Origin of the sequence: Stutzerimonas sp. S1 (genome assembly GCF_025966695.1) — a bacterium.
Taxonomy (GTDB): domain Bacteria; phylum Pseudomonadota; class Gammaproteobacteria; order Pseudomonadales; family Pseudomonadaceae; genus Stutzerimonas.
On record NZ_JAOEIY010000005.1, the window covers coordinates 63,688 to 77,322 of the forward strand.

The 13,635-nt window shown below is 67.4% G+C and carries 12 protein-coding genes; 8 read left to right on the forward strand and 4 right to left on the reverse strand.

Annotated features, from left to right (window positions below):
- Positions 1-17: 17 nt before the first annotated feature.
- A complete protein-coding gene (locus N8H22_RS11745; protein ID WP_264590693.1) occupies positions 18-941 on the forward strand; it encodes a LysR substrate-binding domain-containing protein in 924 nt (307 codons plus the stop codon).
- 69 nt (positions 942-1,010) lie between these two features.
- Here N8H22_RS11745 and N8H22_RS11750 read toward each other — a convergent pair whose 3' ends face one another.
- Complete coding sequence (locus N8H22_RS11750; protein WP_264590694.1) at positions 1,011-2,396, reverse strand: hypothetical protein; 1,386 nt, start codon at positions 2,394-2,396, stop codon at positions 1,011-1,013.
- 356 nt (positions 2,397-2,752) lie between these two features.
- Here N8H22_RS11750 and purE point away from each other — a divergent pair, with 356 nt between their 5' ends.
- From purE to N8H22_RS11775, 5 genes are all read left to right on the forward strand, one after another.
- Positions 2,753-3,241: a 5-(carboxyamino)imidazole ribonucleotide mutase gene (purE, locus tag N8H22_RS11755; protein WP_264590695.1), complete on the forward strand. Its 489-nt coding sequence runs from the start codon at positions 2,753-2,755 to the stop codon at positions 3,239-3,241.
- 60 nt (positions 3,242-3,301) lie between these two features.
- Positions 3,302-4,387, forward strand: coding sequence for a 5-(carboxyamino)imidazole ribonucleotide synthase (locus N8H22_RS11760; protein ID WP_264590696.1), 1,086 nt, complete (start codon positions 3,302-3,304; stop codon positions 4,385-4,387).
- A gap of 85 nt (positions 4,388-4,472) precedes the next feature.
- Complete coding sequence (locus N8H22_RS11765) at positions 4,473-4,724, forward strand: GlsB/YeaQ/YmgE family stress response membrane protein (protein WP_264590697.1); 252 nt, start codon at positions 4,473-4,475, stop codon at positions 4,722-4,724.
- Between the two features lie 47 nt (positions 4,725-4,771).
- Entirely contained in the window at positions 4,772-5,302 is a 531-nt protein-coding gene (locus tag N8H22_RS11770) for a DUF3299 domain-containing protein (RefSeq protein WP_264590698.1), read from the forward strand.
- Between the two features lie 4 nt (positions 5,303-5,306).
- On the forward strand, positions 5,307-5,996 hold the full coding sequence (locus N8H22_RS11775) for a uracil-DNA glycosylase family protein (protein ID WP_264590699.1): 690 nt from the start codon (positions 5,307-5,309) through the stop codon (positions 5,994-5,996).
- Between the two features lie 3 nt (positions 5,997-5,999).
- Here the strand turns inward: N8H22_RS11775 and N8H22_RS11780 are convergent, their stop codons facing one another.
- Entirely contained in the window at positions 6,000-7,007 is a 1,008-nt protein-coding gene (locus N8H22_RS11780) for an NAD(P)-dependent alcohol dehydrogenase (RefSeq protein ID WP_264590700.1), read from the reverse strand.
- A gap of 402 nt (positions 7,008-7,409) precedes the next feature.
- Here N8H22_RS11780 and glgP point away from each other — a divergent pair, with 402 nt between their 5' ends.
- Positions 7,410-9,911 carry an alpha-glucan family phosphorylase gene (gene glgP, locus N8H22_RS11785; protein WP_264590701.1) on the forward strand — a complete coding sequence of 834 codons (2,502 nt, stop codon included), beginning with the start codon at positions 7,410-7,412 and terminating at the stop codon, positions 9,909-9,911.
- Between the two features lie 35 nt (positions 9,912-9,946).
- Positions 9,947-10,303, forward strand: coding sequence for a diacylglycerol kinase (locus tag N8H22_RS11790; RefSeq protein WP_264590702.1), 357 nt, complete (start codon positions 9,947-9,949; stop codon positions 10,301-10,303).
- A 1-nt stretch (position 10,304) separates the two neighbouring features.
- Here N8H22_RS11790 and N8H22_RS11795 read toward each other — a convergent pair whose 3' ends face one another.
- On the reverse strand, positions 10,305-11,201 hold the full coding sequence (locus N8H22_RS11795; RefSeq protein ID WP_264590703.1) for a hypothetical protein: 897 nt from the start codon (positions 11,199-11,201) through the stop codon (positions 10,305-10,307).
- Positions 11,202-11,333: 132 nt separating this feature from the next.
- Positions 11,334-13,280, reverse strand: coding sequence for a DNA topoisomerase III (locus N8H22_RS11800; protein ID WP_264590704.1), 1,947 nt, complete (start codon positions 13,278-13,280; stop codon positions 11,334-11,336).
- Positions 13,281-13,635: the final 355 nt, after the last annotated feature.

Here is a 13,635-nt window from a genome sequence, read left to right on the forward strand (position 1 = left end):
GCGCCCGGGAGGTGGGCATGAACATCGAAACCAAATGGCTGGAAGACCTAGTCGCGCTGGCGGCCACCCGCAGCTTTTCGCAGGCGGCGCAACGGCGCTTCGTCACCCAGCCGGCCTTCAGCCGGCGCATCCGCAGTCTGGAGAGCACGCTCGGGCTGACCTTGGTGAACCGCTCGCGTACCCCGGTGGAGCTGACCGAGGCCGGCCAGCTGTTCCTCGTCACCGCGCGCAGCATGGTCGAGCAGGTCGGTGAAGTGGTGCGCTACCTGCACAACCTCGAAGGCCAGCGCGGCGAGGTGCTGCAGATCGCCGCCGCGCATTCGCTGGCGCTGGGCTTCTTCCCGGCATGGCTGGCGCAACTGCGCCGTGACGGTGTGCCGGTCAACAGCCGGCTGGTGGCGACCAACGTCGGTGAGGCCGTGCATTCGCTGCGCGAGGGCGCCTGCGACCTGATCCTCGCCTACCACGACCCGGAAGCAACGCTGCAGATGGACCCGGAGCTATTCCCCTCGCTGGCGCTGGGGCGCACCGAGATCGTCCCGGTGTGCGCGGTGGATGAGGCCGGCGCGCCGCTGTTCGATCCGGACAGCGGGCAGAGCGTGCCGCTGCTGGCCTACAGCGCCGGCGCCTCGTTGGGCCGTTCGGTGAATGCACTGCTGCGCCAGCGCGGGCTGCGTTCGACCACGGTGTACGAAACGGCCATGGCCGACAGCCTGAAGAGCATGGCGATGCAGAAGCTCGGCCTAGCCTGGGTGCCGCGGCTGAGCGTGACCGCCGAACTGGCGCGCGGCGAACTGGTGATCTGCGGCGGCGAGCACTGGCGCGTGCCGCTGGAGATTCGCCTGTACCGCTGCGCGCTGGTGCGCAAGGCACCGGTGCGGTTGCTCTGGCGCAAGCTGGAAAGCGGTGCCGGGCAGTGCAGCGTCGCAAGCGTTAACTGAGCGCGAAAGGCCGGATCTGCGGAGCAGCAGTCGTCTGCGATGCTCGGGCGGCGGGTCTATACCGCGCCTTCAGCCCCGGCGCCACCAGCGCGAGCGGGACGCAAGTTCCGGCCAGGGTATCGCCTTGTTCTCGCAGCGCACGATGCCGCCAGCGCTCAGACGCAGGGTCCAGCGCTGGGCGATCTCGCCTGGCTCGCCGGGTTGCCGGCAGACCAGCAGCAGGTTGTAGTCGTGCTGCTTTTCGATGGCATGCGCCTGGACGACCGGCGGCAGGCCGTCTTCCTCCTGCCATTCGTAGAGCTGCTGATGGCTGGCCTGGATCAACGCGCAGAGCGGCTCGAAATCCAGGGTCAGGCGCTCCTGAATCTGGTTCTGGGTCAGCGCCGCCTTGTCCAGCAGCAGCCGCGAACGGTAGCAGACGATCTGCCGCTCCTCGTTGGTGGCCCACTTGCCGGAATGCTCGCGCACTGCACGCTGCAGTTCACTCAGCTTGCGGTAGTCGAGCCAGAGCAGCTGCTGGGCCATCACCTTCTGCGTATAGGGCATCAGCAGGCGCAGCTTCCAGCGCGGCTTGCCCTTGCGCAGCCAGCGGGTGGCGGTGTCGATCAGGTCGTCGCGCAACAGGTCGCGAATCGCGTAGATCAGCGCGATGCCCATCAGCAGGGCGAAGGAGAGCTTCTGGCTGGCGTCGCGCACGTTGAACAGGAAGTAGGTGAACAGCGACATGATCAGCATGGTGGACGCCGCCTTCACCAGCTTGCGGGTGCCGGCGCCCAGCTCGATCAGCTGCTGGCGCAGCACCACCGGGTACTCCAGCAGCCGCTGGTAGAGGCTCATGCGGTTCCACACGCGGGTCGGTGGACCTTTGAAGTCACTCTGATAGTCGCGCTCGGCGCGGTAGCGGCGTTCCTGCTGGAGGAATTCCTGAGCCGCCTGTTTCAGCTCGTCATCCAGTGCGTCGTAGCCTTCCAGGGTCATGCTTTCCAGCAGGAACTGCTCGGCCAGCCAGGAAAAGTAGACGTCCAGCTGGCGGAAGTAGCGCGACTGCTTGCTCTGCTGCGGCTCGCCCTTGCGCAGGCGCTGGGCGAAGTTCTGACTCAGGCGCAGCGCGCGCGCCAGCGGCTCGGCGGATGCCTTGCCCTGCAGCTGTTGGCGCAGGCGGTCCAGTGACGCCTGATAACGGAAGAACCAGGCGCCGTGCATGATCTCGTAGTGCGGCGAGAGCAGCGAGAAAGAGGTGTCCAGCTTGCTGGCACGATCCTGGACCGGCAGGCCCAGCAGGCGGAAACGGTGCATCAGCGCGCCGTGGAAGAACTGCTCCTCGCTCAGGGTGCGGCTGGACAAGGTGGTCTCGTGGGGCGTGAACAGGTACAGCTCGACTAGATGCCGGCCCGGCTGGGTCAGGGTTCGGGTCAGTTGCAGGCGAAAATCGCCCTGACGCTTCAACGAGAACACGGCACCTCCACTGGCAATAAGCAGCGAGCATACCAAGCCTGACGGCATCTACTGGCTGTGTGAGAACTTCCGCAGTCGTGAGCCCGACAGCAGGCGCCTGGTCATGGAAACCGTGTGAGCGCCAGCCCGCCTGCGGGAATCGCAACAGCAGCCGTGCACGCCGGTTCGGCTGCGCCCCGGCTGCAGCGGTTAACTGCTGCATGCCGGACAAGCGCAGGTGCCGGCGCGGCGGGGCTTGCGATATACTGCGCGGCCCTCGGTCGGACTGGTTCCGGCCCTTTTTCCTAACGGCCGCGCTGCCCCCAGCGCGGCCGTTGTTCCTGATGCGCCGGCAGGCGCGAGAAAGAGGCACGACGATGACCGCACTGGTAGGCGTGATCATGGGCTCGAAGTCCGATTGGTCCACCCTCAGCCACACCGCCGAGATGCTGGAAAAGCTGGGCATTCCCCATGAAGTGACGGTGGTTTCCGCCCACCGCACCCCGGATCTGCTCTTCCAGTACGCCGAACAGGCCGAAGCCCGCGGGCTGCGCGTGATCATCGCCGGTGCCGGCGGTGCGGCGCATCTGCCGGGCATGTGCGCGGCCAAGACCCATCTGCCGGTGCTTGGCGTGCCGGTGCAGTCGTCGATGCTCTCGGGTGTCGATTCGCTGCTGTCGATCGTGCAGATGCCGGCGGGCGTGCCGGTCGCCACCCTGGCCATCGGCAAGGCCGGGGCGATCAATGCGGCGCTGCTGTCGGCGAGCATCCTCGGCCACGAGTTCCCGGAATATCACGCCGCGCTGAAGACGTTCCGCGACGAGCAGACCCAGAGCGTGCTGGACAACCCCGACCCGCGCGGCTGAGCGGGTTCTACACTTGCCATCGGCGCGCGCGGATGGCCGCCTAACGAAGGGCCGTGAGTTATGAAAATTGGTGTGATCGGTGGCGGCCAGCTGGGCCGCATGCTGGCCTTGGCGGGCACTCCGCTGGGCATGAGCTTCGCCTTCCTCGACCCGGCGCCGGACGCCTGCGCCCAGGCGCTCGGCGAGCACATCCGCGCCGACTACGACGACAAGGAGCACCTGCGCCGGCTGGCCGACGAGGTGGACCTGGTGACGTTCGAGTTCGAGAGCGTGCCGGCCGAGACGGTGGCGTTCCTTTCGCAGTTCGTGCCGGTCTACCCGAGCGCCGAATCGCTGCGCATCGCCCGTGATCGCTGGTTCGAGAAATCCATGTTCAAGGACCTCGGCATTCCCACTCCGGAATTCGCCGACATCCAGTCGCAGGCCGATCTCGACGCCGCGGTGGCCGCCATCGGCCTGCCGGCCGTGCTCAAGACGCGCACCCTGGGCTACGACGGCAAGGGTCAGAAGCTGCTGCGCAAGCCGGCTGACGTCACCGGCGCGTTCGCCGAGCTGGGCAGCGTGCCGTGCATCCTCGAGGGCTTCGTGCCCTTCACCGGCGAAGTTTCGCTGATCGCCGTGCGCGGCCGTGACGGTGAAACCTGCTTCTATCCGCTGGTGCACAACACCCACGAGAGCGGCATCCTGCGGTTGTCGGTGGCCAGCAGCAACCATCCGTTGCAGGCGCTGGCCGAAGACTATGTCGGCCGAGTGCTCAAGCGCCTGGACTACGTCGGCGTGCTGGCCTTCGAGTTCTTCGAGGTGGACGGCGGGTTGAAGGCCAACGAGATCGCGCCGCGCGTGCACAACTCCGGGCACTGGACCATCGAAGGCGCCGAGTGCAGCCAGTTCGAGAACCACCTGCGCGCCGTCGCCGGCCTGCCGCTGGGCTCGACCGCCAAGCTGGGTGAGAGCGCCATGCTCAACTTCATCGGCGAAGTGCCGGAGGTGGCCAAGGTCATCGCCGTCGAGGATTGCCACCTGCACCATTACGGCAAGGCGTTCAAGAGCGGCCGCAAGGTCGGTCACGCCACGCTGCGCTGCCCCGATCGCGCCACGCTGGACCGGCAGATCACTGCGGTCGAGACGCTGATCGAGCGTGCCTGAAGCGCCGGGCCAGCAGGCCCGGTGCGAACCTTCGTGACAGCCTCCGGGTCCATTGGTAGCCACCTTATGAACCTGGAGACTGCACATGGGCATCCTCGGCACCATCCTCATCGGCCTGATCGTAGGCCTCATCGCGCGCTTCCTGAAACCCGGCAACGACAGCATGGGCTGGATCATGACCATCCTGTTGGGCATCGGCGGCTCGGTGCTGGCGACCTACGGCGGCCAGGCGCTCGGGCTATATCAGGCCGGAGAGGGCGCGGGCTTTATCGGTGCGGTGGTCGGTGCGATCATCCTGCTGCTGATCTACGGCGCGCTGACCCGTAGTAAGCACTGATCCGTCGGGCCGCGTCCCGCGGCCCATCCTGCTAACCGGCGCCTGTCATGCCTCGATTGTTCCTGTCCCTGCTGTTGTGCTGTGCCTCCCTCGTCCATGCCGCCCCCGCCGAACTCGACTGGCTGGAGCTGATGCCGGCCGAGGATCGCCAGGCGTTGGAAGAAATGCCCGAGATCGACCACGGTGGTGCGGAAGACCCGGGTTTCAGCGACCAGGGAGGCCTCAAACAGGGCGCTGGGTTGCCGGCGGTGATGTACTCGGCCAAGACGGTGCCGGCGCTGGACGGCAGGCCGGTGCGTCTCGGCGGCTACCCGGTGCCGCTGGAAAGCGATGAGCAGGGGCGCAGCACGCTGTTCTTCCTGGTCCCTTATCCGGGCGCCTGTATCCACGTGCCGCCGCCCCCGCCGAACCAGATCGTGCTGGTGCGTTATCCGCAGGGCATCCAGCTCGACGACATCTACACCCCGCTGTGGGTCGATGGGCCGCTCAGGATCGAGGCCGTGAGCAACGACCTGGCGGACGCCGCCTATGCCATCCAGGCCGAAGCGGTGGAGCCAGTCGACGAAGACGATCTCTGAATCCATGCCGCTCACCGAAGCCCAGCGTCAGGCGTTTCGCCAGCTGGCCGCCGAGACCGCGGGGATCGATGTGGCCGTGTACCGGCAGTTCGGCAAGGACCCGCTGGAGCCGATCATCGGCCTCGGCACTGCCAGCGCGCCACTCTGCTTCTTCGGCCGCGATCCGGGTCGCGAGGAGGTGCGCCACGGCGCGCCCTTCGTTGGCACCGGAGGCCAGTTGGTGCGGCGGCTGCTCCATTGGCATCTGTACGGCACGGAACCGGCGGATTTCGCCGCGGCGCTGACGGCCGGTGAGGGCTTTTTCTGGCTCAACACCGTGCCGTACAAGCCGGTGGGCAACAAGGCCTGGTCGATGGCGGTCAAGCGCCGTTTCCAGCCGTTGCTGCGCCAGCTGCTGGTCGACTACTGGCAGGGCCGGCACGTCATCACGCTCGGTCGAGAGGCGTTTTTCTGGTTTGCGATCGATCAGCCACACGCGCTGCGCCAGCAGCTGGAGCGCTTCTGGCAGCGCGAGGACCGCTTCAGTGCCGACCTTCAGGTACAGCTGCAGGACGCGCAGGGCCAGGTTCGCCTGGTCGTCCTGCACCCGCTGCCGCATCCCTCGCCGCGCAATCGGGCGTGGCTGGCCCGCTTCCCGGCGTTGCTGCAAGCGCGGCTGGCGGCACTCGGAGTCGGTGCGCCGCCGGCGGTGTGAGTTTCAGATATCCAGGCAGATCTTGCCGAAGTGGCGGTTGCTCTCCTGGTAACGGAAGGCGTCGCAGATCTGCTCCAGCGCGAATTGTCGGTCGATCACCGGGCGCAGGCCGTTGGCGTCGATCGCGCGCACCATCTGCTGCTGCTGGCTACGGCTGCCGACCAGCACACCCTGCAGACGCAGCTGCCGGGTCAGCGCGCTGACCAGTGGCAACTCGCCGGCCACGCCGGTGAGGATGCCGATTACGGCGATATGCCCGCCGATGCGCGTGGCGGTCATCGACTGGGCCAGCGTCGCCGGCCCGCCAACCTCGATGACGTGGTCGACGCCACGGCCATCGGTGAGTTCGCGGACGCGCTGGCCCCACTCCGGCGTGCTGCGGTAATTGATCAGCTGATCGGCGCCCAGGTTGCGCAGGCGTTCGAGCTTCTCGTCGCTGGAGGAGGTGGCGATCACCGTCGCGCCGGCCAGCTTGGCGAACTGCAGGGCGAAGATCGACACGCCGCCGCTGCCCTGCACCAGCACGGTCTCGCCGGGCTTGAGCGCGCCGTCGACCATCAGCGCGCGCCAGGCGGTCAGTCCGGCGGTGGTCAGGGTCGCCGCCTCGGCATGGCTCCAGCCCTTCGGTGCGTGGGTGAACGAGGTGGCGCGGGCGGTCACCGTCTCACGCGCGTAGCCGTCGATGCCGTCGCCCGGCACCGTGGCGAAGCCTTCGACCAGCGGCTCGCCGTCCAGCCAGTCGGGGAAGAAGGTGCTGACCACGTGATCGCCGATGGCGAATTCGCGGACGCCGCTGCCGACCGCTATCACCTCGCCGGCGCCGTCAGCCATTGGAATGCGCGGCTCGCTCGGCCCCCACATGCCGCTGACCACGGCGAAGTCGTGATAGTTGAGCGAACTGGCGCGCAGGCGCACGGTGATTTCATCCGCCGCCGGTTCGCGTGCCGGACAGCTGCCGACGATCACCTTGTCGTAGCCGCCGCCGGGTTGTACGTAGATCGCTTTGCTCATGGTTGACTCCTGCCAAGAAAATCCGGGGCGCGTTAGCGTCGACGCTGGCGCCCGCTCACCACGTAGTCTGATTGTTGAATGCGCATGTGAGGTACCGAGTTCAGGGCCCGCGGTGGCCGGTATCGCCCGACGCACCCGGCAGAGTCTGCGACGCCTGAAGAAGAACGGCGTTCCTTCGTTGGTCGCAACTCGCTCCACCTTTCCGCGCGGGCGTGTCGCTCAGCTTGGGCAGCCGGAAGCGGCACTGCGTTCCCCGCGGTTGCGCCCGGGCATCAGCTGCTGGCCAGCGCGTGCTCGGCACTAGCCCGCCCGAGCGTGTCGGCGCTGGCCTGTGCCACACTCAGGCATGTGTCTACCCGCCCGCCGCCGGCAGCGGCCTTTGCTGAAGGAGTTGCTCGATTGGTGCCGCCAAGCCCCGCCGTATCGCCGGATACCCTGCGTGAACTGGCCTTCGATCAGTCGATCCGCTGGAGCAGCCAGAACGACGACATCTGGCAGCTGATCGACGAAGAGCTGTGGGACCTGACCCACAATCCCAGCCTGGTGCTCAGCACCGTGCCGGATTCGACGCTCGACCGTTTGCTCGCCCGTCCGGATTTTCGCCTGCGGGTCGAAGCGATGGCCGCCGCGCAACAGGAGCGCTTCGCGCAGCCGAGCTGGTTCGCCGGCCACCAGGACGGCGGCGTGCTGACCCGCGTGGCCTATTTCTGCATGGAGTACATGCTCAGCGAGGCGTTGCCGATCTACTCGGGCGGCCTCGGCAATGTCGCCGGCGATCAGCTCAAGGCGGCCAGCGATCTCGGGGTACCGGTCACCGCGGTGGGCATGCTCTGGCAGCACGGCTACTTCCGCCAGGGCATTGGCCCGGACGGTCGCCAGCAGGAACTCTATCCGGTCAACGACACCCGGCAGATGCCCATCGAGCCGCTGCATGACGTCGACGGCAACCCGCTGCGCCTGGCGATCCGCCTGCCGGGTGTGATGATCTGGCTGCGCGGCTGGCAGGCGCGGGTCGGTCGTGCGCGGCTGTTGCTGCTCGACAGTAACGATCCGGCCAATCCGCCGGCGGCACGATTGATCACCAGCGAGCTGTACGGCGGCGACAACGAGATGCGCCTGCGCCAGGAGCTGGTGCTGGGCATCGGCGGTTGGCGCCTGCTGGAGGCGGTCGGCCTGGCCCCCGAGGTGCTGCACCTGAATGACGGGCACGCTGCCTTTGCCGTGCTCGAGCGCGCGCGCAGTTACATGGTCGGCCACGGTGTGCCGTTCGCCGTCGCGCTCAGCGCCACCCGCGCCGGCAACCTGTTCACCACCCATACGCCGGTGGAGGCGGGTTTCGACCGCTTTCCTGCGACGCTGGTTGGCAAGTATCTGGAGCATTATGCCGAGCACGAGCTGGGCATTTCCCTGCAGGCGTTGCTGGCACTGGGGCGCAAGGATCCGGGCGACCCGCACGAGCCGTTCAACATGGCCTACCTGGCGACCCGTTGCGCCGGCGCGCTGAATGCAGTCAGCCAGTTGCATGGGCGCACCAGCCGGCACATCTTCCACGAACTGTTCCCGCGCTGGCCGATCGCCGCGGTGCCGGTCGGCCATGTGACCAACGGCGTGCATGTGCCGACCTGGTTGTCGGCCAATGCCGAGGCCCACTGGTATGAACTGCACGGCAGCGCGATCCCCTGGCGGGGTGCCGAAGACGTGTCGGTGGACGGTCTGCTGGCGCGCGTCGACGATCGCTGGCTGTGGCAGATTCGCCAGCATGCCCGCCGCGAACTGCTGGCATTCGTCCGTGGCCATCTGGCACGCAGCCTGGCGGTGCATGGCGCCTCTCCGGTCGCGCTCGAGGCAGCCGGCGCGCAACTGCATCCGGGGCGCCTGACGCTCGGCTTTGCCCGCCGCTTCGCCGCGTACAAGCGGCCGAACCTGTTGCTGCACGATCCCGAGCGGCTGGTGCGCATCCTCACCCATCCGCAGCATCCGGTGCAGCTGGTGCTGGCCGGCAAGGCACATCCGCGCGATCACGCCGGGCAGGCCCTGCTGGGCGAGTGGCAGCGGTTTCTCGCACGCCCCGAGGTGGCCGGGCGCGTGGTCTTCCTCGAGGACTACGACATGCGCCTGGCGCGGCACCTGGTGGAGGGCGTCGACGTCTGGCTGAACACCCCGCGCCGGCCGTGGGAAGCCAGCGGCACCAGCGGCATGAAGGTGCTGGCCAACGGCGGCCTGAACGTCTCGCAGCTCGATGGCTGGTGGGCAGAAGCCTATGCCGCCGATCTCGGCTGGGCTATCGGCGACGGCCTGGAGCACGGGCTGGAGCATGACGCGGTGGATGCCGAACAGCTCTATCGGCTGCTCGAAGAGGAGATTGCACCGAGCTTCTATCAGCGCGATGCCGACGGCATTCCCGCTGCCTGGGTGCAGCGCATGCGTCGCAGCATGAGTGCGCTGGTGGAGCGTTTCTCCGCTGACCGCACGGTGCGCGAGTACACCGAGAGCTACTACCTGCCGGCGGCCAGAACCTATCGCGAACGGCGGGCGAATGGCTCGGCGCTGGCCTACGAACTGGCGCACCGGGTCGCCGCGCTCGGCCGACACTGGCACGAACTGGCATTCCAGCGCGTCGAGCTGCACAAGCAGGATGCCGGTTACCGCGTCGAGGTCGAACTGCGCCTGGGCGGCGTGCATGCCGAGCAGATTCGCGTGCAACTGTTCGCCGAGGCGCGCGCCGAGCTGCCGGCGGTCGCTTACGACCTGCGAGCGAGCGGTCCGGCCGGGCAGGCGCTGCTGTTCACGGGCCAGATCTCCGGCGAGCGTGCCGCGGCGGACTTCACCGCGCGGGTGGTGCCCAGCGACAATCATGGTCTGCGGGTGCCACTGGAACTGCCGCTGATCTGCTGGGAGCACTGACATCGGCGCCCCGGCGGCGACGACAAGGGGAATACATGAAAGGACAACCGTTTCACCGGCGCATGGCCTTCGCGCTGAGCGGTCTGAGACAGGCGTGGCGTCGTGAGCGCAGCCTGCGCACCCATCTCGTGGTGGTGGCCTTGTTGCTGCTGGTCCTGCTACTGACGCGCCCGGCCGCGGTGTGGTGGGCGATTCTGACGCTGACGGCGGGGCTGGTACTGGTGGCGGAGTTGCTCAACAGCGCGCTGGAAACCCTTCTGGATCACCTGCATCCGCAACATCACCGCGAAATCGGTGCGGCGAAGGACATCGCCGCGGCGGCGGTGCTGGTCGCCAGCCTGGTCGCCCTGGGCGTGGCAGTGGCGTTCTTCTTCAGTCTACTGAGCGACTGAGCTAGATCCACGGCTTCTCGGCGACGTTACCCGATTCGCCCCAGAGCATGCTGGGTGGCAGATCGAACAGCGAATAGGCGCCAGACCGCAGGAGCGGCAACGCGCGGCAGGCGGCGAGCATCATGCGCGCCGCCAGCTCGACCTCGTTGAAGCGCGCCTCCAGCAGCAGTGCCGCATGGCTCGGCTCGCCGGCGGCAGCGTGACGTTCCAGCAGTACTCCACGGTTGTCTTCCTCCAGCGCGGCGATGCTGGGCACCGCGAACACCAGCGTCTGCTCGTCCAGGTAGAGCGGGTCGTGACTGATTGCATTCTCCACCATGACAGGGTCGGTGCCGGGCTCCAGCTCGACGTACACATAGCGCTGCGCTGTGCCGTCCTGCGTCTTCAGCTCGGTGGCCAACGCCTTGCGCACGCCGGGCACACGCTCGGCGGCGAGCGTGTGGTGCAGACTCGCACCGGTATGCAGGCTGCTGCGGGTGTGGCCGTGCGGCAGCAGCAGGCCGAACTGGGCGCGAAACAGCGAGAGAATGCCGGGATCACACCCAGCACCGACCACCGCGCGCGCCTTGTACAGCCGCGCCATGCGCTGCATTTCGGCATGCTGTGCAACGAAGGCGTCGCCGTGCAGACGGGCGCACTCCACCAGCGGAATTCGCTGCTGCATCAGCTCTCGCGCGGTCCCGAGTACGTGCTCCACCGGCACGCAGATCAGCGCGGCGTCCACCTCCGGCAGCTCGCGGATATGCTCGACCATGGGCAGATCACCCAGGCTGTCATCCGCCGTGGCGTTGCGCCGCACCACGCCGGCTGGTGCCAAGGCGGGATCGTGCCGCAGGGCCTGAACGCACCGGCGGCCGAGCTGGCCCAGGCCGATCACCGCTATCTGGTATTTCCTCATCGTGAGCGTGCCTGTTCCGCTACGGGGTACTGTCGATAAACCGCGCCCTCCGTAGTCAACGCAACGGGGCCGGCCAACGGCTGTGTATTCCAACTATAGACAGCGCAGCGGCGTGCCACGCGACACGGTGGCTCAGCTCGCGCCCGTCGCGGGCTTGCGGCGCCGCTCAGGCGTGGCCTTGCGAGGTGAGGCTTTGCGCTTTTTCTTCCACGGCGCGCCGCTGCGCGTGGCAGCCGCCGGCGGGCCGCTGATGCTCAGGCGCAGCCCGGCGCAGCGCTCGACCAGCTTGCTCATCCACGCCGACTGCTTGGCGATGAACTCCTCCAGCGGCATCTCGCCGCTCTGCACCATGTCCAGCGCCTGCTCCCAGATCGCCGTGGTGCCAGGGTCGGCGATCGGCCTGGGCACCGCGTCGATCAGGCTGAACGCCGCCGCCGTGGCGGCCAGCGCTTTGCCCTGCTTGGTCAGGTAGCCGCGCTCGAGCAGGCCCTGGATGATCCCGGCGCGGGTCGCCTCGGTGCCGATGCCGGTGGTGTCCTTGAGCTTCTGCTTGAGACGCGGGTCGTCGACCAGCTTGGCGACGTTCTTCATCGCCTTGATCAGGTCGCCTTCGGTGAACGGCTTGGGCGGCTGGGTCTTCAAGTCCTTGAGCGTCACCTCTTTAATCGCGCAGTCCTGGGCCTCGCGCAGTGCCGGCAGCGCTTGTGGCTCGGGCGCCTCGCGACCCCTGGTCGGCGTCAGCGCTTCCGGCAGCGCACGCCGCCAGCCGGGCTCGACGATCACCTTGCCCACCGCGCGCAGCGCCTGGCCGGCGCAGGCGAAGTCGGCCTGGCTGCGGTCATACTCGTGGTTGGGCAGAAACTGCGCCAAGTAACGGGCGCGGATCAGGGTGTAGACGGCACGCTGCTTGCCGACCAGGCTGTCCAGAGGTTTCGCGGCGGCGGTGGGGATGATGCCGTGGTGGGCGCTGACCTTGGCGTCGTTCCACGCCCGCGAGCGGCGCTGCGCGTCGAGGTGCGGTTGCAGGGCGGCCAGCGTCGGGTCGGCCTTGGCCAATGCGGCGAGGATTGCCGGCGCCTCGGCGTGCTGGCTCTGCGGCAGGTAGCCACAATCGCTGCGCGGATAGGTGATGAGCTTGTGCGTCTCGTACAGCGCCTGGGCGATGTCGAGGGTTTCCTGGGCGCCGAGACCGAGCTTCTTCGAGCAGACCTCCTGCAGGGTGCCCAGATCGAACGGCAGCGGCGCTGCTTCGCGCATGCGCTCGGTCTGCAGCTTGATCAGTCGCGCGCTACCGGCGTGGCGCATGGCCTCGGCGGCGGCGCTGGCCAGCTCGGGCTTGAGGCAGCGGCCCTGCTCGTCGCAGGCATCCTCGGATGCACGCCACTGAGCGGTGAAGGACGTACCGCCTCCCAGCAACTGCACGTCGATGGCCCAGAACGGTACTGGCACGAAGTCCGCAATGCTGCGGTCGCGGTCCACCACCAAGCGCAGCGTCGGCGTCTGCACGCGGCCCACCGGCAGTACGCCCTGATAGCCGGACTGGCGGCCAAGCAGGGTGAACAGCCGGCTCATGTTCATGCCGATCAGCCAGTCGGCGCGCGAGCGGCCCAGCGCGGCATGGTAGAGGTTGAAGGTCTCGGCACCGGGCTTGAGCGCCTTGAGCGCCTTGCGGATCGACGCATCGTCCAGCGCCGATAGCCACAGGCGCTGGATCGGCCCGCGATAGCGGCAGTGGTCGAGGAGCTCGCGGGCGATCATCTCGCCTTCGCGGTCGGCGTCGGTGGCGATCACCAGCTCGGAGCACTCGCCAAGCAGACGCTTGACCGCCTTGAACTGGCTGGCGGTCTTCGGCTTGACCAGCATCTTCCAGCGTTCGGGGACGATGGGCAGGTCGGCCAGGCTCCAGCGCTTGTAGCGGGCGTCGTAGGCGTCCGGCGGCGCGGTTTCCAGCAGGTGGCCGATGCACCAGGTCACCGTCACGTCCGCGCCCAGCCAGCAGCCGTCGCCGCGCCGGTTGGCGCCGAGCACTTTGGCGATGTCCTTGGCCTGAGAAGGTTTTTCGCAGAGAAACAGCCGCATGCTAGCCATCAGTCATTGTCGCGATGGGGCGAAGAATGGGCAGAAAGCGGTGCGCTGGCAATCGATATCTGTATATCCATACAGATTTCACGCGACAGCAATCGCAGAAACGAAAAAGGCCCGCATCGCTGCGAGCCTTTGAATTCGTGGTGCCGGCACCAGGAGTCGAACAGTAGGGCTTAAGACCACGTAGATACGGCGATAAAGCCTGTTTATGTCGTTCATGTATACCTAAACGTATACCCATCGGTTGACGCACATCCGTACTCGAAGGACCCGGCGTCCGGATTAGATAACGAGGCTTGAGTGGTGTCATTGTCCCGCTATTAGCATTTGTATATAAGGGCGCGGAACT